The following is a 23,032-nucleotide window of genomic DNA, read 5'->3' as shown; positions in this document are numbered from 1 at the left end:
TTTAAGTCTCCATCCAATCCGCGTCTTGAGAACCCGTTCATGCGATGTCCCGTAGTTTCGGTCGTACTGTTGATAAGTTGCCTCGATGCCGGCGGCCACGCGACGGCGGGCAAGGCGCACGCGGCGGAGCCGGCGCGGCCCAACATCGTTTACATCTTGGCCGACGATATGGGGATCGGAGACGTGGGGGCGTTTAACCCCGACGGCAAGATCGCCACGCCCGCGATGAACAGGTTGGCTGCCGAGGGAATGCGTTTCAACGACGCCCATTCCGGTTCGGCCGTCTGTTCGCCGACGCGTTACGGAATCCTAACCGGCCGCTACAGTTGGCGGACGCGGTTGCAATCGGGAGTCACCTGGGGCTACTCGCTGCCGTTGATCGATTCGGGGCGGATGACCGTCGCGTCGATGCTGAAGTCGCAGGGCTATAACACCGCCTGCGTTGGCAAGTGGCACCTCGGTTTAGAGTGGGGGCTGAAAGATCCTGCGAAGAAACCGAGCGATGATCCCAAGGAACCTTGGGACAACATCGACTTTGCCAAACCGATCACCTCCGGCCCACTGCAGGTTGGGTTCGATACCTTCTTCGGCATTTCGGCATCGCTGGACATGCATCCTTATGTCTACATCGAAGACGATCACCTAACCGACATCCCAACCAAAGAAGTGGCTGCGTCGGGCGGGAAGAAGTTTTGGCGCAAAGGGCCCGTCGGCGACGACTTCCAGCACATCGGCGTCTTGGATCGCTTGACCGACCGAGCCGTCGACTACATCGAAACACAATCCGCCGACAAACCGTTCTTCCTCTATTTCCCATTGCCTGCGCCCCACACGCCGATCATTCCGACCGAGGCGTTCCAGAACAAGAGTGGTCTCAACGAGTGGGGCGATTTTGTCATGCAAGTCGATTCGGTCGTCGGTTCGGTGATGCAGGCGATCGAAAAACAGGGGCTCACCGAAAACACGTTGATCATCGTCACCAGCGACAACGGTGTGACGCCAAAAGCCGATTTTGCGGAACTGAAGGCCAAGGGACACAATCCGAGTTCGGTCTACCGCGGCAACAAAGCCGACGCGTTTGAAGGAGGACATCGGGTTGCGTTCATCGCGCGCTGGCCCGCCGTGATCGCCGCGGGAACCGCTTCGGACGCAACGATCTGCCATACCGATCTGCTGGCGACTGCGGCAGAGGCGACCGGCGTGAAGCTGCCCGCCGAGGCGGCCGTCGATTCGGTTAGCATGCTGCCGTTGATGAAAGACGCCGACACGCCGACGGTTCGCGAAGCGACGGTCCACCATTCGGTGAACGGTTCGTTTGCGATCCGCAAAGGGAAGTGGAAGCTGATGTTCTGCCCCGGTTCGGGCGGATGGAGCGCCCCGCGTCCACCGGCGGCAAGAAAGCAGAAGCTGCCACCGCTGCAGTTGTTCGATCTGGCGACCGACATCGGTGAAACCAAAAACGTTGCCGAAAGCCATCCCGAAGTCGTTCAACAATTGAGTCAGTTGATGGCGCAATATATCGAACGGGGACGTAGCACGCCGGGTGCTCCGCAAGAGAACGAAGTCGAGATCCAGTTGATGAAATAGACGTCACGACTGCCTGCTGAAAACCCGTCAGCGCCCTCCCCCTTTCCTTCCACAACACCGAACCCCATAGACTCTCGATGACCATTGCTCATGCGCTTCGTTGCCTGATGTTTGCGATAGCTGTCTGTTTCACACCGGCTGCCTTTGCCGCGGATAAGCCCAACGTGATCCTGATCTTCATCGATGATCTGGGCTGGGGCGATATCGGTTGTTACGGCAACGATTTCGTCGACACGCCGCGGATCGATCGACTGGCCGCCGAAGGGATGCGATTCACCGATTTCTATGCTGCGGGAGCGGTCTGTTCGCCGACGCGATGTGCGCTCCAATCGGGGCAGAACCAAGCTCGGATTGGAATCACCGCGCACATCCCCGGCCACTGGCGTCCGTTTGAACGGGTGATCACGCCGCAGACGACGATGGCCTTGCCGTTGGATACCGTCACGGTTGCCGAATCGATGAAACAGGCGGGATATCAGACCGGATATGTCGGTAAGTGGCACCTGGGGGATTCGCCCGGTTTCCTCCCCGATCGCCAAGGCTACGACTTTTCGGCGGTCATCAACGGTCCGCACCTGCCGGGCAAATACCGCGTCGCCGGACGCAAGGATATCAAGCCCAAGCCGGGGCAATATCGAACCGACTTCGAAGCCGATCTGTGTATCGACTTCATCGATCAAAACAAATCGAAGCCCTTCTTTTTGATGCTCTCTCCCTTTGCGGTGCACATCCCGCTGGGAGCGATGTCCGAAAAGGTGCAGAAGTATCAAGACAAAGCCAAGGCGACGGGGCGCGAGCTGCCCAATCCGATCTACGCCGCGATGATCGAACACTGCGACGACATGGTCGGCCGGATCGTCGACGCGGTCGAAGCCCAAGGGCTGACCGAAAAGACGATGATCGTCTTCACCTCCGATAACGGCGGGTTGTATCGACGCTACGATTACCGCCCCGCCGCCGACGACAACGTCAGTTCGCTGGCACCGCTGAAAGGCGAAAAGGGATCGTTGCACGAGGGAGGTGTCCGCGTGCCGTTGATCGTCAAATATCCCGCCGGAGTTGCCGCCGGTGGCGTCTGTGCCGAACCGACGATCAGCTACGATTTCTACCCGACCTTTGTCGAACTGGCCGGCGGCAGCTTGCCTGCCAATCAGACGATCGATGGCGTTTCGTTGCTTCCATTGTTGGAGAAGCCCGATGCGACGCTGCCGCGCACCGCGCTGCATTGGCACTATCCGCACTACCACCACGATCGACCTGCCAGTAGCATCCGCGAGCGTGATTGGAAACTGATCGAGTATCTCGATGGAACCGGCGATGTCGAACTGTATCACATCGCGTCGGACATCGGCGAAAGCAAGAACCTTGTCGAAGAGAAGGCCGGCCGCGCGGCCGATCTGCGTCGCAAGCTGGCGACCTGGCGACATGAAGTCTCGGCGCGGATGCCGATTCCGAACCCCAACTACGATCCCGCCCGCGCCGATCAGTGGTGGAACATGCGATCGGGAAAACCTGTCGACAGCGACAGCCGAAAACGCTTTCCACCGACCGAAAAAGATCTGTAGGGTGAGCGGATTGGGACGCGATCAATCGAGTGAGGGGATCGTGCTCTGGCGCGTCCCGTGGTCATGCGGGGAGCACGTCTGGGCCTATCGATCCGACGGGTAGGCCCTCCCCGGAAAACGTCGCTAAACGCTCGTTTTCCGACCCTCCCAGCTTCGCTGGGCGAGTGAAGTTGTAACGCTTCACCCTCCCCCAAACGCAGTTTGGAAGGGGAGGGTCGAACCAGCGAAGCGAAGTTCGGGGAGGGGCGTCGCGCGGCGGTCGATCCTGTCCGATGTGTTCTTAGGACCTCCCCGGAAAACGTCGCTAAACGCTCGTTATCCGACAGTCCCAGCTTCGCTGGGCGAGTGAAGCTGTGGCGTTTCACCCTCCCCCAAACGCAGTTTGGAAGGGGAGGGTCGAACCAGCGAAGCGAAGTTCGGGGAGGGGCGAAGCGCGGCTGTCGATCCTGTCCGATATGTTCTTAGGCCCTCCCCGGAAAACGTCGCTAAACGCTCGTTATCCGACCCTCCCAGCTTCGCTGGGCGAGTGAAGTTGTAGCGTTTCACCCTCCCCCAAACGCAGTTTGGAAGGGGAGGGTCGAACCAGCGAAGCGAAGTTCGGGGAGGGGCGTCGCGCGGAGGTCGCTCCTGTCCGATGTGTTCTTAGGACCTCCCCGGAAAACGTCGCTAAACGCTCGCTATCCGACCCTCCCTGCTTCGCTGGGCGAGTGAAGCTGTGGCGTTTCACCCTCTCCCCCAAACGCAGTTTGGAAGGGGAGGGTCGAACCAGCGAAGCGAAGTTCGGGGAGGGGCGTCGCGCGACGGTCGATCCTGTCCGATGTGTTCTTAGGCCCTCCCCGGAAAACGTCGCTAAACGCTCGTTTTCCGACCCTCCCAGCTTCGCTGGGCGAGCGAAGTTGTAACGCTTCACCCTCCCCCAAACGCAGTTTGGAAGGGGAGGGTCGAACCAGCGAAGCGAAGTTCGGGGAGGGGCGTCGCGCGGCGGTCGATCCTGTCCGATATGTTCTTAGGCCCTCCCCGGAAAACGTCGCTAAACGCTCGCTTTCCGACCCTCCCAGCTTCGCTGGGCGAGTGAAGTCGTAGCGATTCACCCCTCCCCCAAACGCAGTTTGGAAGGGGAACACCGACGCCGGCGGATGCCGTGTCTCGTTGGAAGCCTTTGCTGAAAGGGGCGATGCAAATTAAAGGGCTTTGTCGCTGATGTCCTTGCGGCACCAGGCGCCGGGCCAGCGGATCTGCTTGACCGCGGTATAGGCTTGCAGTTTGGCGTTGCTGATGCTGTTGCCAAGCGCCGTCACGCCTAACACGCGTCCGCCGTTGGTTTGCACCGATCCTTGGGTCAGCTTCGTGCCGGCGTGGAAGACTTTGACATCTTTCAGTTTGGCAGCGTCGTTCAGGCCGGAGATCTCGCGGCCTTTGACGTAGTCGCCGGGATAGCCTTCGCTGGCCATCACCACGCAGATGCTTGGACGTTCGTCCCACTCTGGCGGATCGATATCGATCAGGCGACCGTCGGCGACAGCTTCCAGGATGTCCATGATGTCGCTCTTCAGACGCATCAACAGCGGCTGGCACTCGGGATCGCCGAATCGGACGTTGTATTCGAGTACCTTGGGGCCGGTCGATGTGATCATCAGACCCGCGTAAAGAACGCCTTTGAAGGGACGGCGATTGCGTTTCATCGCGTGAACGGTCGGGACGATGATGTTCTCTTGGATCATCTCGATCATCTTCTCATCGACGATCGGCGTCGGGCAATAAGCTCCCATGCCGCCGGTGTTGGGACCTTTGTCGCCGTCGTAAGCTGGCTTGTGATCTTGAGCGGCGGGGAGCATCACGATCGCATTGCCGTCGGTGATCGCCAAGATGCTCGCTTCTTGACCGATCAAACGGTCTTCGATGATCAGTTCGTTGCCCGCTTCGCCAAATTCGCGCTGCCGTGTGATCCGGTCGATCGCGTCCAATGCTTCCTCGCGAGTCGAACAGACGATCACCCCTTTGCCCGCCGCAAGGCCGTCGGCTTTCACGACCACGGGAACTTCGCAGTTCTCTTCGGGATAGCGGTCTTTAATGAACCGCGCCGCGTCGTCGCCGGTGCGGAAGGTTTGGTAGTCGGCGGTCGGGATGTCGGCCGCTTTCAGCAGGTTCTTGCAGAAGACCTTGCTCCCTTCCAGTTCCGCCGCGGCGGCGGAGGGGCCAAACGCGCGAAGCCCTGCGGCTTCCAGCGCGTCGACAAGTCCGGCGACCAACGAAACCTCGGGGCCGATCACCGTCAGGTCGATCGATTCCTGGCGGGCAAAGTTGACAAGCCCGGGGATATCGTCGGCGGCGATTGGCACATTGGTCGCGTCGACACCGGTTCCCGCGTTTCCAGGGGCTACAAAAACCTGTGAAACACGCGGGCTCATGCCAATCTTCCAGGCAAGCGCATGTTCGCGTCCGCCGTTGCCAACCACCAACACTTTCATCAGTTTCGCTCCGCTCCCATCCGGGATTCTAAATTATTCAGCCAACACAGCGGATCCGCGTCTCGATTTCCCGATGGATTCGCACTTTTATTGCGATCATCCTACGTTCCGCAGCGATTCTGTGATAGCACCAGCTGTCGAGGCACCGCTGACCAGCAGGATGCGATCGCCAGCGGCGACACGCAGCGAATTGTCGCCATTCCGCCGAAGCAGCGAAGGTAAGGTCTTTCCATTTCACGTTAAAGGTGTACAATGCAGGTGTAGCCCGCCAACTGCTAGGATCTTCCGTCCCCACAACCCACCCGCCTGGATGGAACCGCAGTTCGAATTTGCTCGTTCTAATCGGGCGCCGTCGCAGTTATAATCCACACCTGCGGCGGCGCCTTTTTACTTGCCCTTGGCGCTGCTGTTCGGACGGAGAAGAATTGACCCTCAAGCCAGACGCTTGTGCGTCGGCCCCCAAAAAATCCGCAACACGATCTACGGAGCAACTGAGAAACATGCGATTTTTGATAATCTCGGCCTTTGTCGCCACCACGTTCCTTTCGACTACGGCTTACGCCCAGCAATGGGGCGATCTGAAGGTTAAGTTCGTCTTTAAAGGATCCGCCCCCGACGCCGACAAGATCGCCGTCACTGTCGACAAAGAGTTCTGCGGCAAGCACGACTTGGTCGATGAGTCGCTGGTTGTTGGCAAAGATGGCGGCATTCAAAACGTTGTTGTCTACGCATACGACGGACGCGGTGGCGTTAAATTGCCTGCGATCCATCCCGACCTGGAAGGCAATCCGAACACTTACGAACTGGCCAACAAAAATTGCCGCTTCGAGCCACACATCGTGATCTGCAAAGCGGGCGACACGTTGAATGTCACGAATCCCGATCCCGTCGGTCACAACTGCAACTTGGCCTTCTTGGTCAACGCTGCTCAGAACTTCACCATTCCACCGCTGAAGTCGAAGGAAGTGAAGTTGGACAGCGCTGAACCTGCTCCGATTCCTGTCGCCTGCAACATCCACCCATGGATGCAAGCGAAGGTTGTCGTTTTGGAACACCCCTACGCTGCCAAGTCGGATGAGAGCGGCACCTTGGTTATCAAGAACCTGCCAACTGGCAAGCTTGCTTTCCGTCTGTACCACGAAGCTGCGGGACGCTTGAGCGGCTTGGAAGTTGCCGGCAGCGAAGTTAACCGCCGCAACGTCTTTGAAGTCGAAATCAAGCCAGGCGAAAACGATCTGGGCACCGTCGAACTCGACGCCAAGCTGTTCTAAGACCGATCGTGAATCTCCGCATTCTGCGAATTAGCAACCGGCAGTCACCGCGATCGCGGCGGCTGCCGGTTTTTTCTTGCGCCCGCCTATGCGGTCGCATTCTGCCGTTGCGCTCTCTGGGACTCGCCTGGCTCACGCTCTTGGTCGGCTTTGCTGGCCCGGCGCTCTCCGATGACGCCGATCGCTGGGGCGACCTGACGATTCGGTTTGTCTACGACGGCGTCCCGCCTCAGCCCCAACGGATTGCCGATCGCGTGGGCGAAGGGTTTTGTGGCGATCCGACAATGATCGACGAAAGCTTGGTCGTCAACACGATCGATAAAGGGATTCGCGATCTGGTCGTCTATGCGTATGAAGGGCCTGGCGGCCGGGCGTTGCCAGCGGTCCATCCCGATGCGGTCGCCGGCGGCAAAGCCTTTGAATTGGCTAACGTCAACTGCAACTATGTCCCTCGCGTCTTGGCGATCACCTCCGGCGATGCCCTTTCGGTCGTCAACACCGACGTGGTCGGATACAGCACGATGCTGGGCTTTATGGCAAATCGGGCGGAGAGTCTGTCGTTGCCTCCCAACGCTCGGGCGGAGCTCAATCCCCAGCGAGCCGAACCGGCGCCGATCCCCGTCGGCAGCCTGCTGTATCCGTGGATGAAAGCGCGGTTGTTGGTGTTGGACCATCGCTATGCGGGGATCTCCGACGCGCATGGACGATTGAAAATCGAGAATCTGCCCGCAGGCGTCAAACTGGCGTTTCGGCTCTACCACGAAAGAGCCGGTTTGCGTGGGTTGAAGATCGGGGAGAGCGAGGTGAATCGTCGCGGCATCTTTGAGCTGGAGATCCTGCCGGGAGAGAATGATCTGGGAACGGTGCTCATTTCCGCTCAGCGGTTTGGGCTTTGATGACGCTGCCGGACGACTGCCGCTGCCACGCCAATACGCTTCGGATTGGCGGGATTCGGCGACGGTGCAGCCTGCGTTTTTTCAGGCGAGCGGTTACAATAAATTGTCGCCTTTACAGACGTATTTAGGGCGACGGTTGTTTAACCGCGTGGGCAACGCCCCGCGCGTTAATAGCGACCTGTCCGTCAAGCGCGGCCCGATGGGCACGCGGTTAAACGAAGTAGCGCGAATCGCAAAACTTACCGAATTCGATGCCGATCGCACGATCGGATGAAGATAGAGACACAAGAGAGAAACAATGAATCGCACGGCAATGCATGTGATGGTGATCTTGATCACCGGCATGGTGATTGGATTGATCGCCCGTTCGCGGCGGATCGAACGCGAGCAGGCGGAAGCGGCTCAGGTCCAGATGGAGGCCGAGGTTGCCGAAGCCGCTGTCGCGGCGCAGACCGCTGCCAAGGAACCGGTGGTTGTCGAAGGGGACGGTTGGTTGAGCGAGTTTGAACTGACCGAACGCAACGGCGAGACGGTGTCCAGCAAGGAGCTGTTGGGACAGCCTTATGTCGTCAGCTTCTTCTTCACGACCTGTCCCAGCACCTGCCCGATGCAAAATGAGAAGCTAAAGATTTTGCAGGAGGAGTTTTATGGCAAGGGAGTTCGCTTCTTGAGCATCAGTTGCGATCCGGAGATCGATACGCCCGAGGTGTTGTCGGAATACGCCAAGCGATTTGAGGCGGACAAGGATCAATGGTTATTTCTGACCGGCGAACTGAATTACATTCGACGCGTGGGGGCGGAGGTGTTCCGGTTGCCGGTCAACCGACGCTTCCACACCGACCGTTTTGTTTTGGTCGGTGCCGATGGCGAGATCGTCGCGTTGTATGAATGGCCCGAACCGGAACAGTTCGATCGGCTGAAGAAGGACATCGGCAAACTGCTTGCCGGCGAGAAGATCGATGACTCGAAGGACGAAGGAAATGACAGCTAATGGAATGGTTAGCGAGTAATCTGCCACACGCGACCGCGTCGCTGAACAGCCTGGCGACGGTGCTGTTGGTGATCGGGTTGGTGATGGTCAAGCGAGGGAACTTGAAGGCCCATCGCAATGTGATGATCACATGTTTTGCCGTCAGCGGCCTGTTCCTGGCGTTGTATCTGTTGCACAAGGTCGCGTTGTTCCAGACAACCGGTTCGCCCAATCGGCGGTTCCCGACCGATGTCTCCAGCGCCGCGAGAACCGTCTATTTTACGATCCTCGGAACGCACCTGTTGCTTGCGCTCACGGTGCCTCCGTTGGCGATTGCTGCGATCGTGCAGGGGCTGAAAGACAATCGGGAGAAGCATCGCAAGATCGTCCGATTCGCCTTTCCGATCTGGCTGTACGTTTCGATCACCGGCGTGGTCGTCTACTACATGTTGTACTGGGCCTACCCTGTCGCTTAGCTGAAAAGGCTGCCCATTTGATGCGGTTCCTTGTTTGCCAAGCGTTGCTCTCGCTGCTGATCTCGCCTGGACTCGGATGGGCTCAGCGTGGCGCCGTGCCTGCGGATATTCCCGAGCTCGAAACCTCGGGCCGGATCGCGTTGCAACAGATCGATCAATTGATTGGCGCCCAGTCGTGGGACGCCGCGGTCGATGAGATCCTGCGTCTTGCCGACACGGCGGGGGATCGATTGATCCAAGTCGACCTCGATCCCAACACGACTGAATCGCTGCAGCATTGGGTTCCGGTTCGCGATTACCTGAACGACCGGCTGGTGCGGTGGGGCCTCGCCGCTCCCGAAGTCTTGTCCCGTTATCGCCAGCGGATCGATTCGCTGGCGGCGTCGGCCGTCGAGGCGGCCGAGGCGCAGAAGGATCTTGGTCAAGCAGACCGCGCGGTTCGCGAGTTCCTTGCCAGTTCGCACGGCGATGTGGCGCTCCGTTTACAAGCCGACCTGGCGATCGATCGCGGTTGGGCTCAGCGAGGCCGCGATGCTCTGGTCCGCATCGATTCGCGTTTGCAGGCGACCGGCGTTGGGGAAAATCCCGTGGCGATGGTTCCCGCGGTCGCTTGGAATCCATTGCTCGTGAGGTACCCGAAGAGCGTGGGGGCGATTGCGGAGCAAGTGTCGCGCGACGATCGTGGCTTGAGTTTCGGATCCTACCGCGGCACCGCTCTCTCCTTGCCCGAGCTTGCGGCGCGACTTCCCTATTGTTCGGTGCTGCAGGGAGACATTCCGCGAGCCGAGCGCGAGCTGGAGTTGGTGCAAACGATGTTCGAAGCGTTTGCCGATTCGCCAGCGGAGCAGACGTTGCGGCGGGCGATCGCCGCGGCGAAAGAAGAGTCGACCGCGCCGGATGCGGCTGTTCGATTCGCAGAGTTTCCGATCTGGACGACTCCGCTGCACCGGATCGATCGCGATCCGACGCTCGATTCCGTTGGCGGTTCGTCGGGGGCGGCCGGCAGTCGGCGATCGAGCTACTTTCCGGCGGTTTGGAACGGACGCGTCTTCGTTCACGACGTGAATCGAATCGTCGGCTTCGATCTCCGCACGGGAGCCGGTTGGCCGATCGAAGATTCCAATTCAGCAGTCTTCGACACGGGGCAGCCGCCCGAGGAAATCTTGCCTCCCGCGGCGCTACCGGCATCGGGCTGGCCGCGATTTACGTTGAACGTGGTTGGCGATCGGATGGTCGCGCGGCTGGGACCGGCGGTGACCGGTTGGTTGCCGGTGATGCGAAAGCCTCCGGGAAGTGCGTCGTCGGTGGCGGTGTTCGATCTCGACGGCGAGGGGCGGTTGTTGGACGCCTATCCGAAATCGCTCGACGCCGAAGAGCTGGGGGATTACGAAATCGAAGCACCTCCGATGTTGGTGGGCGATCGAATTTTCTGCGGGATCACGCGGCGTGCCGGTTCGCTGTACACAAGTCGCGTGCTGTGCATCGACCTGCGATCGGGGCAGCGGTTGTGGATCAGTCCCGAACTGGCGGTTGGGCCGATGCCCAATCAACCGCCCGCCAACCGCGTCTCGCATGCGACGGTCGCGTATCGCGAGGGGATGCTGTTCTATCACGCCAACTTGGGAACCGTTTCGGCGATCGATGCGCAGACGGGCAAGATCCGTTGGCTGGTTCGTTACCAGCGCGGTTCGGCACACGATAACCCTTATCGCGACGAACCGTTTGTCGACGATCGCGATCTGTCGCCGGTGCTGTTGGATGCGGAGTTGGCGATCGTTGCGGCGGCCGATTGCGACCGAGTGTTTGCGTTGGATTCGGCGACGGGGCAAACGCTGTGGACCAGCGGGCCCGAACTGGCCGAAGACGTGGAGTGTCTGTTGGGAACGACGGCAACACACGTGATCGCTTCGGGAGATCGACTGTACTGGATCGATAAGTTCACCGGACGCGTCGACGCCGTTTTTGCCGGCGGTTCGACTTCGCTGGCTGCCGGTGGATCGTCGCAGCCGCGGACGGCGGGGCGTGGCGCGATCGCGGGGGATCGAATCTATTGGCCGACCGACGACGCGATCCTTGTCTTCGATGCGGTCCTTGCCGATACGGATACGAGGCCCGCGGTGCGGATGGTCGATCGGATCGATCTGTTGCCCAGCGATCTACGCGGCGGCAATCTGTTGATCCGCGACGGGTATTTGATTTTGGCGAGTCCCGATCGATTGGCCGTTTTCGATTCCCTCGAATTCAAGGTTGCCACGATTGCCCCTGGCTCGCCAATCGGCGAAACTTTGAAGCATGAATGACAGCCAGAATATCGGTGACCGCGAGTTGATCGAGCGGTTGGCCAGCGAATACGCAGCGATTAAAGCCGAATTGGCCAAAGCAATCATCGGCCAGGAAGAAACGATCGAGCAGGTGATCACGGCGTTGGTCGCCGGCGGGCATTGTCTGTTGGTCGGTGTGCCCGGTTTGGCCAAGACGTTGTTGGTGCACAGTTTGGCATCGACGCTCAAGCTCGATTTCAGCCGGATCCAGTTCACTCCCGATCTGATGCCCAGCGATATCACCGGCACCGAGGTGATCCAACAGGATCGCGAGACGGGGGAACGGCAGTTCAAATTTCTGCCGGGGCCGATCTTTGGCAACATCATCTTGGCCGACGAGATCAATCGGACGCCACCCAAAACGCAGGCTGCGTTGTTGGAAGCGATGCAAGAGCGGCAGGTGACTGCGGGCGGAACACGACACGAATTGCCGAATCCGTTTTTTGTTCTGGCCACGCAAAATCCGATCGAACAAGACGGCACCTACCCGTTGCCCGAAGCTCAATTGGATCGGTTCATGTTCGACGTGCGAATCGATTACCCCAACGAAGCGGATGAATTGCAGGTCGTGCTGCAGACGACCGACGACAAAGAGGAATCGCTGACCGCGGTCGTCGATGGGGCGCAGTTGCTGGAGTTCCGTCATTTGGTTCGCCGGATTCCGATCGCCGAGCCGGTCGCGCGTTATGCGATGACGCTGGCTCGGGGCAGTCGGCCGTCGGATCCGCGAGCGTCGGACCAGGTGAAGAAGTATGTGCGTTGGGGGAGCGGCCCGCGCGGCAGCCAGTACCTCGTGCTGGCGGCAAAAGCTCGGGCGGCGCTGCAGGGGCGGCATCTGGTCGAACGCGACGATGTCGATGCGGTAGCGCTGCCGGTGCTGCGGCATCGGATTCGATTGAACTTCGCCGCCGAAGCCGATGGGCTGACCGTGGCGCAGGTAATCCAAGATCTGATCCAACGCGCTCGCCATGGCGCCGAACCGGCTGGCGTTGCGGCGGTGTTTCGAAACCCGACCTCCTAAGGGTCGCTGCGATGTATCAAACGTTTGCCAAGTATCTGGATCACGACGCGTACACGGCGTTGAATGCTTTGCGGCTGAAGTCGCGGCATCGCTTCGCCGGTTCTGCGGCGGGAGAGCATCGCAGTTTTCGGATGGGGCAAGCGATCGAGTTCGCGCAGCATCGCCAGTATGCGCCGGGGGACGATCTGCGTTACCTCGACTGGAAGATCTACGGGCGGACCGACAAGTACTATCTGAAGCAGAGCGAAGACGAAACGGATTTATGCTGTTACGTGTTGCTCGACAACAGCGAGAGCATGTCGTTTGCTGGCACCGAATCGAAAGTCTCCAAGCTTCAGTACGCACGCAAATTGGCGGTCGCGTTGGCCTTTGTCACACTAGCGGGCCAGGATCGGATCGGTCTGGGACTGTTGAGCGATCGGATGTTCGATTATCTGCCGCCATCGGGCGCGACTAGCCAACTGTCCCGTTGGGATGAAATCTTCGAAAGATCGCCGGCCGCCGGGGCGACCGATCTGCCTGCGGCAGTGGCACAATTTGTCGATACGGCTCGGCAACCGGGGCTAGTGGTCTTAATCAGCGATTTGTTGGGGCCCGAGCAGGGGCTGCAGGGAGCATTAACGCTTTTGCGTGGTGCAGGACATGATGCGATTGTGCTGCATGTAATGGATCGACAAGAGAGAGAGTTTCGATTCGACGGCGAACTCCACTTTGAGGGGCTCGAATCTACCGGTGAGGTCGATGTTAACGGCGGCCAGATACGCAATGCTTATCTAGAGGAACTGGCTAACTTTATAGAAAAACAGCGCCAGAACTGTTGGGGTTTGGGTTTTGAGTTTTCGACAGTGTTGACCGATTCCCCCTTGGCGGCCGCCTTGTCGTTGCACTTCCGCCATTGAAAGCGTCCGTGTCGTTGAGGCGGCTGGAGAGGCATTGGGTTTCATGACCGTATCGGTTTGAGTTCTGCCATTCGACGTGCCGATGCTTGTCGGTACGCTATACTTCGCCGTATTCGCGTATTTCGAATTGACCATAAACGAAGATTTGGATTGATGACAGCAACAACTTTAACCAAACCCGCGTCGATTGATCTCGCTGGCCTGGACGAAGAAATTCGGCGGCACCTGCACTATACCCTCGGGTATCACGAACGGGATGTTTCGCCTCGCTACGTCTGTCGCGCGACAGCCTTGGCGGTTCGCGATCGATTGGTGGGCAGTTGGCAGCAGACGCGCGACGCGATTCGCGAAACCGATCAGCGCCGCGTCTATTATCTATCGCTGGAGTTCTTGATCGGACGTTCGTTGAGCAATGCGATCCAGAACATCGACCTCGATGGCCCCGCTCGCGAGGCCCTGCACCAATACGGTTTGAGCCTGGAAGAGGTCGCCGAAAAAGAGCACGATGCGGGACTGGGCAACGGCGGTTTGGGCCGCTTGGCAGCTTGTTTTCTCGACAGTTGCGCCAACTTGAAACTGCCCGTCGTCGGTTACGGCATCCGTTACGAATACGGCATGTTCCACCAACACATCGAAAACGGTCGCCAAGTCGAAGATCCCGATCACTGGTTGCGCGATGGCAATCCGTGGGAGATGGAACGCCCCGACGAAGCGCAGAACGTTCATTTCTACGGCTACACCGAACACTATCGCGACGACGAAGGAACACCTCGTTGTCGTTGGGCCGGCAGCCACGACGTCGTTGCGGTTCCTTACGACATGCCGATCCCAGGGTATCGCAACAAGACCGTCAACACGCTGCGGTTGTGGAAGGCGGCGGCGACCGACGCCTTCGATCTGGAAGAGTTCAATTCGGGCAGTTACCCCGAAGCGGTCGCGTCGAAAAACATGGCCGAACAGATTTCGATGGTCCTGTATCCCAACGATGCCAGCGAAAACGGGAAGGAACTGCGCCTGAAGCAGCAATACTTCCTGGTCTCGGCCAGTTTGCAAGATATCGTCAAGGATTGGGTCGAAAAGCACGGCGACGACTTCACCGACTTTGGCAAGAAAAATTGCTTCCAATTGAACGACACGCACCCCGCGTGTGCCGTCGCCGAATTGATGCGGATCTTGTTGGATCAGTATCAGATGGAATGGAAGCAGGCTTGGGAAATCACCACGCAATGCATGGCTTACACCAATCACACGCTGTTGCCCGAGGCGTTGGAGCGTTGGTCGGTGTCGCTGTTCAGCCGTTTGTTGCCGCGATTGTTGGACATCATTTATGAGATCAACCATCGCTTCCTTGTCGAAGTCTCCAAGAAATGGCCGGGCGATGTTGCGCGTCAACGCCGCATGTCGTTGGTCGAAGAGGGCGAGAATCCTCACATCCGGATGGCACATCTGGCGATCGTCGGCAGCTTCTCGGTTAACGGCGTTGCGGGTTTGCACACCGAACTGTTGAAGAGCGGTCTGTTCCAGGACTTCTATGAACTGTGGCCAGAGAAGTTTAACAACAAGACCAATGGCGTGACCCAACGCCGTTGGTTGGCGCACTGCAATCCAGGGCTCCGCGACCTGTTGAACGAGACGATTGGCGACGGATGGCAGACCGATCTGAGCCAGATCGAAAAACTGCGTCCATTCGCCGAAGACGCTGCATTTCGCAAGCGTTGGGCGGAAGTCAAGCTGCAAAACAAGCGACGCTTGATCGATTACGTGCGTCAGACCACGGGGATCGAATTCCAAGAAGCGGCGTTGTTCGACGTGCAGGTCAAGCGGATTCACGAATACAAGCGACAGCTGTTGAATCTGCTGCACGTGTTGAATCTGTACGACCGGATCCAACGTGGCGATACCGCCGGGATGGTCCCTCGCTGCGTGTTGATCGGTGGCAAAGCGGCTCCCGGTTATCACGTCGCCAAGATGATCGTCAACTTGATCAACAACGTCGCCAGCGTGATCAACGCCGATGAAAAAGCGAACGATCTGTTGAAGCTGGTCTTCCTGCCGAACTACCGCGTTTCGGCGATGGAAGTGATCTGCCCGGCGACCGAACTGTCCGAACAGATCTCGACCGCCGGTAAAGAGGCTTCGGGAACGGGGAACATGAAGTTCATGATGAACGGTGCCCTGACGATCGGAACGCTCGACGGAGCGAACATCGAGATTCGCGAACAGGCAGGGGACGAAAACTTCTTCCTCTTCGGACTCGATGCGGCAGAAGTTTCCGAGACCAAAAAGGCTTACGATCCCAACAAGATTATCGCGGGTGACGAAGAGATCCAACGGATCATGGCGATGATCGAAGGGGGCCGCTTCGACGCCGGTTGCCCTGGAACGTTTAACATCCTGACCGCGGGACTTCGCAATCCCTACGACCCGTGGCTGACGATCGCCGATCTGCGCGATTACATCGACACCCAACGCAAGGTCGATGCAGCGTACAAGGATCAGGAGAGTTGGAACCGGATGAGCATCTTGAACACCGCCAACAGCGGCTGGTTCTCGAGCGATCGCACGATCCAACAATACGCCGACGAGATCTGGCAAGCCAAGCCGTTGGGCTAAGTTGCCACGTCCTGTTCCGGCTGAGGCGACTCAGCCGGATCGAGCTTTCGGTCGGTGGCAAAGAACAGCCAATCGGTTTGCCAATGGTCGACCAAGGCGTTAAACGTTTTGACGGGCTCGACATGGACGCTCTGAAAGGTGTCTCGCAACGCTACCGAAAACTGGCTGCTCTGGGCATACGACCAGACAGCCAGGACACCCTGTTCGGCCAGGTGGGCTTTCGCCGCCAGCAGCCCGTCGCGAGTGTAGAAGCCGTTCTCTTCTTCTCCCAGTTGATCGCTGGGGGAATGGTCGACATCGATCACGATCAGGTCGTATCGCTCGGTGGGCGATTCCGCCAACCGCTGATAGACATCGCCAGCGATGATCTTCAGCTGTTCCGCTGCGTTTAACTCGCTCGATAACGGCACCAGCCCCTGCCGCAGCCAATCGACAACTTGCGGAAGGTATTCGATCACGTCGACCGATGCGACGTTGGCGTGCTTCAGCAATTCTTGTGCTGTGTAGCCCAGCCCCAATCCGCCGACCAAGGCTTTCAATTGGGGGCCGCCATGGATCTCGACAGCTCGGTTGGAGATCTGACGTTCCGAATCGGTGTTCAGACTGCTCATCAGGAACTCGTGATTCAGCGTCACCTCGGTGACGATCGTCCCCGGTTGGGAGAGGAGTTCGCGGCGGCGCAGGCAGAGCGGCCCCAGTGGCGAATCTTCGTAAGCCAAGATTTCAAAGTTGGGACGTTCCACGACCGGACTCCTTCTTGCCTCTTTGTCGGTAGAGGAGGGAACCGGATCGCGGCAGCGAACAAAAAAGATGCTGAACTTCGCCCCGAGACCTTGTTTTGCCATTGGGGAGCGAGAACCAGCCGCCCGACTGTAGCGTTCTCGATCGCTGAAAAACATCGCGGCGGTAGACGACTAGTGTAGCGGAACTCGCCTAGAGTTTCGGAGGGGGGGACTCGCCGCGTGGCGAAAGTCTTGACGACTTCCGCTTCGCTGAAACGGCGAGGACGACGGGCGGACACGTGTTGCTCAAACTAATCGTTGTGACATTGTGCCAATTCGTCTCCTGTTGTGGATGACTGCGCAGCACTCCTTGGTTGCCCGATAACGCTAAGTTCAAATGCAACCCGTTTCGCGGGCTAATAATTCCAAATCAAGCAAGGTCGCGGAGGAAATCGGGAGGGCTCGCCAAGTAGGTTTGGCAATGACCGCAAGCGGCGGACGCCTCGGAAACCGGAGTGCGGCATATTGGACAGGGACGCGATGCGGATTCCGACTTTTGGACCGGCGGGGTTAGGTCGCTTGCCTCGAGGATCCGCATCACCCCAGTATCGGACAAGCTTGTCCGTGCAATGGGGAGTGCCGCAACTGCGTCGCACAGAGGGCATTGTACCGGGACGCCGGAGTGGTTGCTGGGAACTGGAATCTGGTGTCCGGAAGGGCAGGCAACGAAAAAAGTTTCCATCCTAAGTAACCTTCTTGTTGGGGTGAGGCTTAAGGCGTGCAGGCTCTTTCCAACCCCGACTTCAATCGCATGTTTCGGGGCGTTTCGTCATTGTTTGAGACGTCGAGAGGCAACGATTGCCATCATTACCACCCTATCGAATGGGCGACTGCTCCCTGATCGACTGGCAGGATATTCGCCTGAGCCACGGCGATATTGCCTAGAAACTGTTGATTTATCGATCGAGCCGATCTGGTATGCTGCATGCGGTGTTGAACCTTCATGTGACATCAGCTTCCGCCAAACTGGGCCCGAACACTATGCAAAATCCATCGACGCGTTTTCCGTTATCCCGTCGCTCGCTGCTTGCCGTCGGCGGGGCTGTTTTTTTCGCAACGCCCGGCTTGTTTGCGGAGCAGTTGCAGTCGACGCCGCCGTTGACCGAAGGGCCGTTCTATCCCGATAAAATGCCACTGGATCAAGACAACGATCTGATCGTGATCAACGACAGCACGACGCCCGCGGTGGGGCAGATCACTCATCTAACCGGACGTGTTTTGACGCCGTCGGGTTCGCCAGTTCGCAATGCGACGATCGAAATTTGGCAATGTGATGCCAACGCGGTCTATCTTCACTCGCGCGACAGCAATGGCAAGAAGAAGCAACAGGACCCCAACTTCCAAGGCTTCGGCCGTTTCGAGACAGGATCGACGGGGGAGTACCGTTTTCGCACGATCAAGCCGGTCGAGTATCCCGGTCGTCCTGCCCCGCACATTCATATCATCGTTAAACAGAACGACCGCAAGCTGCTGACGACTCAGTTGATGATTCGTGGCTACGCGGGGAATGCACGCGATGGTGTTTTTCGTCGGGTCACCGATCCAGCGAAACGCGAATTGTTGGTCGCCGATTTTAATCCGATCCCCGAATCGAAGCTCGACGAATTGGCGTGTCGCTTCGACGTCGTGCTCGGCCGGACGCCCGACGATTCGGAAAAGCAACGCGGTTAACCGACACGATCTCAGATCCTTGCGAAGTGCACTTGTGGCATCGCCAGTTCATGTTGGCGATGCTCGTTTTTTAGTTCCTCCATCCAACCGACGGTTTTGTTTTTCGAATGGCTCGCTGCGACGAAGGTTATCTGTGTGAAGTATGTGGCGAGGATGTGGGGAACATCAGCGACAGCGATCTTTATTTGCGGTTCGTGATCGGCGAACTGGATCCCGAGCGATTGCACACGACTCCCGAACGTCACATCCGCTGCAACCCAGCGGTTGGCCAATTTATCGTGCATCCCGATTTCGAACCGCTGGTTTGTGAAGGGGCTTTCAATAAACAAGAGCTCGATCCGGAATACGTCCAGCAGCGTGAGACTTTGGTCAGCCGTGGGTTCGAGCGATTGCGTGAGATCGAAGCGCAAGGCCCCGAGGGAGACATCACTTCCTATCCGCTGCCTGAGGCGATCGCGAAGTATCGGCGCTGAGCGAGCCGGATGTTGAAGACTGCGGATTAAATCGATTCCATCGGTTGTGCCACGCGAAGTCGTCGACCCCTTCAGCTTTAACAAATTCCGCGGCGACCGAACATCGCGAGCGATCGTCGTCGGAAGACCGATCGGCAAGCAAATTCTAGGGAAAAGCAGCGGTCTGCGATCAGCATCCCGCAGCCCCAGGCAAGCTTCGTGCTAGGGTTCATCACACCGGCGTCCATGGGGATTTCGCGGTGTGTTTTTCGCCTCGCAAGATCTCTGCTATGCAAACCGCCCCGCGTTCTCTGCCCGATCCATCCGCCAAGCGTCTCGCGTTGCTGCTGTTAGCGGCGGCGGGATGTTTGTTTGCCGCTTGGATTGCGCAGATGAATTTTGTGATGCACGATATGTATCACGAATTGGCGCTCGTCCGCGAAGCGATGTTCCGTGGCGAATTGCCGTTGGACAACCCGTTTGCTTTCACCCCGACGGTCTATCCGTCGGTCCATCATGAATGGGCGATGGGCTTGTTGTTGTACGGGTTCTGCGTTTCCACAGGCTGGGGCCTGATGGGACTGACAATCCTACGATGGATGTTGATCCTGGGAATCGTTTCGGCGACCTACATGACCGCTCGCCGGCGCGGCGCCAGCCCGATCGTCTTTGCGTTGGCAGCACTCTTGATTCTGCCGATCGCTTGGGTCGGATTCGGGACGCTGCGGGCTCAACTGGTCACGCTGTTGTTCACCGCGGTACAGTTGCGGTTGGTCGATGAAGACCGCCGCGGCCGACGCGGTTGGGTTTTGATGTTGCTTCCGTTGTGGATCGTGTGGGTCAACATTCACGCCGGCTTTTTGGTCGGTGCGGGATTGTTGGCGATCGACACCTTCGAACGCGTGGCTGCCGATCTCGTGAACCAATGGCGACAGGGACGGCTCAGGCAGAGGCAATGGCTGATGAAACGCCTCGTCCATCGCTACTGGCACCGCGTTGGGCTATTGATCGCCGCCGCGGCCACGTTGGGGCTGACGCCCTATGGCGCCCAGTACGCTCCGTACGTCTTGCATGCGGTTCGCATGCCGCGTCCCGAGATCGCCGAATGGGGGCCGCTGTGGACAACTTACAATCCAGGGCTGACGCTGCTCAGCTATCTGTTGACGATTGTGCTGACGACCGTCGCTGTGGTTCAACTGGGTTGGCGTCGCGCGATCGGAACGCTCTCTTTGATCGTGACCGCTTATCTCGCGATGCGGCACATTCGCCACGGTTCAATCTACGGCGTGGTTTGGATGTGTTACGCACCACCGTTGCTGTCACGTTGCAAAATGGGTCCGGCGATCCAGGCTTGGATCTGCCAACACCAGCGAGGTGTCCAGCGAAGCGCGGTCGCCGCGATCGTGGGAAGCCTGACTTACTTTTTCTATGTCGGCGGTTGGTACACCGTGTTGCCGGTTCAGTCGGCGGAGATGGGGACCGGAAATCAGCCGGTGGGGGTCGTCGAATACCTCAAAGAGAATCACTTCCGCGGACGCGTGCAGTTGCCCTTTGGGGCGGGTGCCTACGTGATGTGGCACATGTATCCGGACGTCTTGATCAGCATCGATGGACGATATGAAGTCGGTTATCCGCCCGAGCTGCTCGACGAGCACCGCGCGTTCTATCGCGGCGAACCGGGGTGGGAACAAATGCTCGATCGCTATCCCAGCGACGCGGTCGTGGTCCCCGTGGGATCGCCGATCGTCGACGCGATGCAGTCGCAGTTGCATTGGCGGTTGAGCTACCAAGACGACGCTTATCTGCTGATGACTCCACCCAATAGTCCAATGCAATGGACCGATCGCGATCGCCGAGGCGAGACGCTGCCGCAAAACTTTTTATAGCGGCGGGCGCGACGACCGGGAATTCCCGCCCGACAACCCTTTTTGGCTGTCGTTAACGGAAAAAATGCGGAGAAAAAAATCCGACGGGGTCTAGCCCTCCGCTGGAGCCGAACGGCGAAGCGTGAGGGCGTAGAGGACGGTCAGTGTTCCCGCCCCCATCATCGACCAAGGAAACCATTCCGAGGGGGTGAAGTTTCGCGTCGAGGGGCCCGTTGGAGCCGCCGCGAGGAAGGAACCGCTAGGTTTTTCGCTAGCGGCATGCAGAGATGCACTGTCGATCACCAGGCACTCCGCACCGACGACGGTGAGCATGATGCCCAGCGCTAAGAATAGCGAACGCCACACGGTTAAAGCTCCTGGGTTGAAAGAATGATCCGCAACTGTTGCTCATTATCGGCGGATGGATAGGAGCCTCGTGAGTCTTGGGATGGCTGCCGGTAAGATCGCTAGCACTGAACTATTTGATGCTCGCCCGCTTCCCAGCTATCCTATAGCCGGAATAAATTTCCCATGTTGCACCGTGTGTGGCAGCGACAGCCACCGTAACATACGGGAACGCCGAAATTTGGGCATTTCCACAACGGCGCAAAGATCCGACCATGAACGTGTCAATTCCGTGTTGACCGATCAACCCGTGCGATTCCCACCTTGAACTGGAGACTGTCTATGAAAACAAATAATTCACGTCGAACTTTCCTGAAAGCCACCACCGTCGCCAGCGCAGGCTACTGGGTTGCTGGAGGCATCGCCCCCAAGGAGAGCTTGGCTGCGAACGAAGAGATCCGGTTTGCGTGCATCGGTGTCGGCGGCAAGGGATCGAGCGATTCGGCCGACGCGGGCAAGGCGGGCAAAGTCGTGGCGATCTGCGACATCGACGAAGAGCGATTGAACAAAGCGGGCGAACGCTTCACCGACGCTTCGAAGTATTTCGACTTCCGCAAGATGCTCGATGAAAACAACAAGAACATCGACGCAGTGACCGTCAGCACGCCCGACCACTGCCACGGCGTAGCGACTGCGGCTGCATTGGCACTGGGCAAACACTGCTACACGCAAAAGCCATTGACTCGCACGATCTGGGAATCGCGTCGTCTGGGCGAACTGGCTGCAGAAAACAAATGCCAGACTCAGATGGGCAACCAAGGAACCGCCAACAGCGGCGTTCGCGAAGCGGCTGCGATGATTAAAGCCGGTGTCGTCGGCGACGTAAAAGAGGTGCATGTTTGGACCAACCGCCCGGTTTGGCCACAAGGCATCGGTCAACCCGCAGCGGAAGAAGTGCCAAGCTTCATCCACTGGGATGAATGGATTGGCCCCGCTGAAAAGCGTCCTTACAGCAGCGCTTACCATCCATTTAAGTGGCGTGGTTTCTGGGACTTCGGTACCGGAGCGTTGGGCGACATGGCTTGCCATACGTTGAACATGCCGTACATGGGATGCGATCTGCAAAACCCGACCAGCGTGCAAGCGACGACCAGCGGCCACAACAAGGTCACCTACCCGTCCTGGTCGCAGATCGTGTTTGAATTCCCCGCCAACGATTGGCGTGGTGCAACGCAACTGTACTGGTATGACGGCGGCAAACTGCCCGCGCAATCGCTGTTCGCCGGTTCGGAATCGTTCGCGAAGAAGGGCTTGTCCAGCAGCGGCTGCTTGGTCGTTGGATCCAAGGGCAGCCTGTATTCGCCAAACGATTACGGTGCCACGTTCGAATTGCTCGGCGGAGCGGAGAAGAAGGACGTCGATTACGATCGATCGCCAGGCCACTTCCGCGAATTGGCGATGGCGATCAAGACGGGTAAAGAAGCGAAGAGCAACTTCCCGAACTACGCCGGTCCTTTGACCGAAACGATCCTGCTCGGAAACCTGGCTGTCTTCGCGGCGGACGAAGGCGAAAAGCAAGGCGAGAAGATCAGCTGGAACGCCAAGGACATGAAGGTTCTGGGGACAGACAAGTACGATTGGATGGTCAAGCCCGACCTTAAGAACGGCTACACGATGTAGTCCCCTTCGGGGACCGCTGAGCGGTTCTCGCTAGGTGCCGATACGAGATGGCACGCTGCGTCCTTGCCCGACGCTGGCGTGCCATTTTTCGTATCGCCGGTGAACTCATTCCGCCGTGGCACGACGGCCATTTCTCGACGGCACTTCAAC

General features: G+C 58.5%; 18 protein-coding genes. 14 read left to right on the top strand and 4 right to left on the bottom strand.

What is annotated here, in order from left to right; all coding sequences use genetic code 11:
• Nucleotides 1-39: 39 nt before the first annotated feature.
• On the top strand, nucleotides 40-1,587 hold the full coding sequence (locus Poly24_RS03355; RefSeq protein ID WP_145090434.1) for a sulfatase family protein: 1,548 nt from the start codon (nucleotides 40-42) through the stop codon (nucleotides 1,585-1,587).
• Nucleotides 1,588-1,664: 77 nt separating this feature from the next.
• Entirely contained in the window at nucleotides 1,665-3,152 is a 1,488-nt protein-coding gene (locus Poly24_RS03350) for a sulfatase (protein WP_145090431.1), read from the top strand.
• A 1,181-nt stretch (nucleotides 3,153-4,333) separates the two neighbouring features.
• On the opposite strand, the gene purD is transcribed toward Poly24_RS03350, so the two are convergent.
• Nucleotides 4,334-5,620, bottom strand: coding sequence for a phosphoribosylamine--glycine ligase (gene purD / locus Poly24_RS03345; protein WP_145090428.1), 1,287 nt, complete (start codon nucleotides 5,618-5,620; stop codon nucleotides 4,334-4,336).
• A 500-nt stretch (nucleotides 5,621-6,120) separates the two neighbouring features.
• Here purD and Poly24_RS03340 point away from each other — a divergent pair, with 500 nt between their 5' ends.
• From Poly24_RS03340 to Poly24_RS03305, 8 genes are all read left to right on the top strand, one after another.
• Nucleotides 6,121-6,891 carry a cupredoxin domain-containing protein gene (locus tag Poly24_RS03340; RefSeq protein WP_145090425.1) on the top strand — a complete coding sequence of 257 codons (771 nt, stop codon included), beginning with the start codon at nucleotides 6,121-6,123 and terminating at the stop codon, nucleotides 6,889-6,891.
• A gap of 107 nt (nucleotides 6,892-6,998) precedes the next feature.
• A complete protein-coding gene (locus tag Poly24_RS03335; protein ID WP_145090422.1) occupies nucleotides 6,999-7,787 on the top strand; it encodes a cupredoxin domain-containing protein in 789 nt (262 codons plus the stop codon).
• A gap of 298 nt (nucleotides 7,788-8,085) precedes the next feature.
• Nucleotides 8,086-8,778, top strand: a complete 693-nt coding sequence (locus Poly24_RS03330; protein WP_145090419.1) for an SCO family protein — start codon at nucleotides 8,086-8,088, stop codon at nucleotides 8,776-8,778.
• A complete protein-coding gene (locus Poly24_RS03325) occupies nucleotides 8,778-9,233 on the top strand; it encodes a DUF420 domain-containing protein (protein ID WP_145090416.1) in 456 nt (151 codons plus the stop codon). The genes Poly24_RS03330 and Poly24_RS03325 overlap by 1 nt, the downstream gene beginning before the upstream one ends.
• 20 nt (nucleotides 9,234-9,253) lie before the next feature.
• On the top strand, nucleotides 9,254-11,533 hold the full coding sequence (locus tag Poly24_RS03320) for an outer membrane protein assembly factor BamB family protein (protein WP_145090413.1): 2,280 nt from the start codon (nucleotides 9,254-9,256) through the stop codon (nucleotides 11,531-11,533).
• The gene (locus tag Poly24_RS03315; RefSeq protein ID WP_145090410.1) at nucleotides 11,526-12,575 is read left to right on the top strand and encodes an AAA family ATPase; all 1,050 of its coding nucleotides are present in this window, start codon (nucleotides 11,526-11,528) and stop codon (nucleotides 12,573-12,575) included. Before Poly24_RS03320 ends, Poly24_RS03315 begins: the two co-directional genes overlap by 8 nt.
• Before the next feature lie 11 nt (nucleotides 12,576-12,586).
• Nucleotides 12,587-13,474, top strand: a complete 888-nt coding sequence (locus Poly24_RS03310; protein ID WP_145090407.1) for a DUF58 domain-containing protein — start codon at nucleotides 12,587-12,589, stop codon at nucleotides 13,472-13,474.
• Nucleotides 13,475-13,627: 153 nt separating this feature from the next.
• On the top strand, nucleotides 13,628-16,087 hold the full coding sequence (locus tag Poly24_RS03305) for a glycogen/starch/alpha-glucan phosphorylase (RefSeq protein ID WP_145090405.1): 2,460 nt from the start codon (nucleotides 13,628-13,630) through the stop codon (nucleotides 16,085-16,087).
• On the opposite strand, the gene Poly24_RS03300 is transcribed toward Poly24_RS03305, so the two are convergent.
• Nucleotides 16,084-16,830 carry a spermidine synthase gene (locus Poly24_RS03300; RefSeq protein WP_197452294.1) on the bottom strand — a complete coding sequence of 249 codons (747 nt, stop codon included), beginning with the start codon at nucleotides 16,828-16,830 and terminating at the stop codon, nucleotides 16,084-16,086. The two genes, Poly24_RS03305 and Poly24_RS03300, sit on opposite strands and share 4 nt — an antisense overlap.
• A gap of 1,020 nt (nucleotides 16,831-17,850) precedes the next feature.
• Here Poly24_RS03300 and Poly24_RS03295 point away from each other — a divergent pair.
• From Poly24_RS03295 to Poly24_RS03285, 3 genes are all read left to right on the top strand, one after another.
• Entirely contained in the window at nucleotides 17,851-18,540 is a 690-nt protein-coding gene (locus Poly24_RS03295) for a dioxygenase family protein (protein ID WP_145090399.1), read from the top strand.
• 107 nt (nucleotides 18,541-18,647) lie between these two features.
• Nucleotides 18,648-19,013 (top strand): hypothetical protein, encoded by a 366-nt coding sequence (locus tag Poly24_RS03290; RefSeq protein WP_145090395.1) that lies wholly within the window; start codon nucleotides 18,648-18,650, stop codon nucleotides 19,011-19,013.
• A gap of 269 nt (nucleotides 19,014-19,282) precedes the next feature.
• Nucleotides 19,283-20,878 (top strand): hypothetical protein, encoded by a 1,596-nt coding sequence (locus Poly24_RS03285; protein WP_145090392.1) that lies wholly within the window; start codon nucleotides 19,283-19,285, stop codon nucleotides 20,876-20,878.
• 90 nt (nucleotides 20,879-20,968) lie between these two features.
• Here the strand turns inward: Poly24_RS03285 and Poly24_RS03280 are convergent, their stop codons facing one another.
• Entirely contained in the window at nucleotides 20,969-21,223 is a 255-nt protein-coding gene (locus Poly24_RS03280) for a hypothetical protein (RefSeq protein WP_145090389.1), read from the bottom strand.
• A 321-nt stretch (nucleotides 21,224-21,544) separates the two neighbouring features.
• On the opposite strand from Poly24_RS03280, the gene Poly24_RS03275 reads away from it, so the two are divergent.
• A complete protein-coding gene (locus Poly24_RS03275) occupies nucleotides 21,545-22,882 on the top strand; it encodes a Gfo/Idh/MocA family protein (protein ID WP_145090386.1) in 1,338 nt (445 codons plus the stop codon).
• Here Poly24_RS03275 and Poly24_RS26880 read toward each other — a convergent pair.
• Nucleotides 22,870-23,031, bottom strand: coding sequence for a hypothetical protein (locus tag Poly24_RS26880; protein ID WP_197452293.1), 162 nt, complete (start codon nucleotides 23,029-23,031; stop codon nucleotides 22,870-22,872). The genes Poly24_RS03275 and Poly24_RS26880 overlap by 13 nt on opposite strands.
• Between the last annotated feature and the right edge of the window lies 1 nt (nucleotide 23,032).

It is taken from the genome of Rosistilla carotiformis (assembly GCF_007753095.1).
Classification (GTDB): Bacteria; Planctomycetota; Planctomycetia; order Pirellulales; family Pirellulaceae; genus Rosistilla; species Rosistilla carotiformis.
This window is presented reverse-complemented; position numbering and strand designations above follow the sequence as displayed.

What these genes read in the sequence shown, in the direction of transcription:
- Poly24_RS03355 (WP_145090434.1), top strand. Translation starts at nt 40, where the DNA reads ATGCGATGTCCCGTAGTTTCGGTCGTACTGTTGATAAGTTGCCTCGAT.
- Poly24_RS03350 (WP_145090431.1), top strand. Translation starts at nt 1,665, where the DNA reads ATGACCATTGCTCATGCGCTTCGTTGCCTGATGTTTGCGATAGCTGTC.
- purD (WP_145090428.1), bottom strand. Translation starts at nt 5,620, where the DNA reads ATGAAAGTGTTGGTGGTTGGCAACGGCGGACGCGAACATGCGCTTGCC.
- Poly24_RS03340 (WP_145090425.1), top strand. Translation starts at nt 6,121, where the DNA reads ATGCGATTTTTGATAATCTCGGCCTTTGTCGCCACCACGTTCCTTTCG.
- Poly24_RS03330 (WP_145090419.1), top strand. Translation starts at nt 8,086, where the DNA reads ATGAATCGCACGGCAATGCATGTGATGGTGATCTTGATCACCGGCATG.
- Poly24_RS03325 (WP_145090416.1), top strand. Translation starts at nt 8,778, where the DNA reads ATGGAATGGTTAGCGAGTAATCTGCCACACGCGACCGCGTCGCTGAAC.
- Poly24_RS03320 (WP_145090413.1), top strand. Translation starts at nt 9,254, where the DNA reads ATGCGGTTCCTTGTTTGCCAAGCGTTGCTCTCGCTGCTGATCTCGCCT.
- Poly24_RS03315 (WP_145090410.1), top strand. Translation starts at nt 11,526, where the DNA reads ATGAATGACAGCCAGAATATCGGTGACCGCGAGTTGATCGAGCGGTTG.
- Poly24_RS03310 (WP_145090407.1), top strand. Translation starts at nt 12,587, where the DNA reads ATGTATCAAACGTTTGCCAAGTATCTGGATCACGACGCGTACACGGCG.
- Poly24_RS03305 (WP_145090405.1), top strand. Translation starts at nt 13,628, where the DNA reads ATGACAGCAACAACTTTAACCAAACCCGCGTCGATTGATCTCGCTGGC.
- Poly24_RS03295 (WP_145090399.1), top strand. Translation starts at nt 17,851, where the DNA reads ATGCAAAATCCATCGACGCGTTTTCCGTTATCCCGTCGCTCGCTGCTT.
- Poly24_RS03290 (WP_145090395.1), top strand. Translation starts at nt 18,648, where the DNA reads ATGGCTCGCTGCGACGAAGGTTATCTGTGTGAAGTATGTGGCGAGGAT.
- Poly24_RS03285 (WP_145090392.1), top strand. Translation starts at nt 19,283, where the DNA reads ATGCAAACCGCCCCGCGTTCTCTGCCCGATCCATCCGCCAAGCGTCTC.
- Poly24_RS03275 (WP_145090386.1), top strand. Translation starts at nt 21,545, where the DNA reads ATGAAAACAAATAATTCACGTCGAACTTTCCTGAAAGCCACCACCGTC.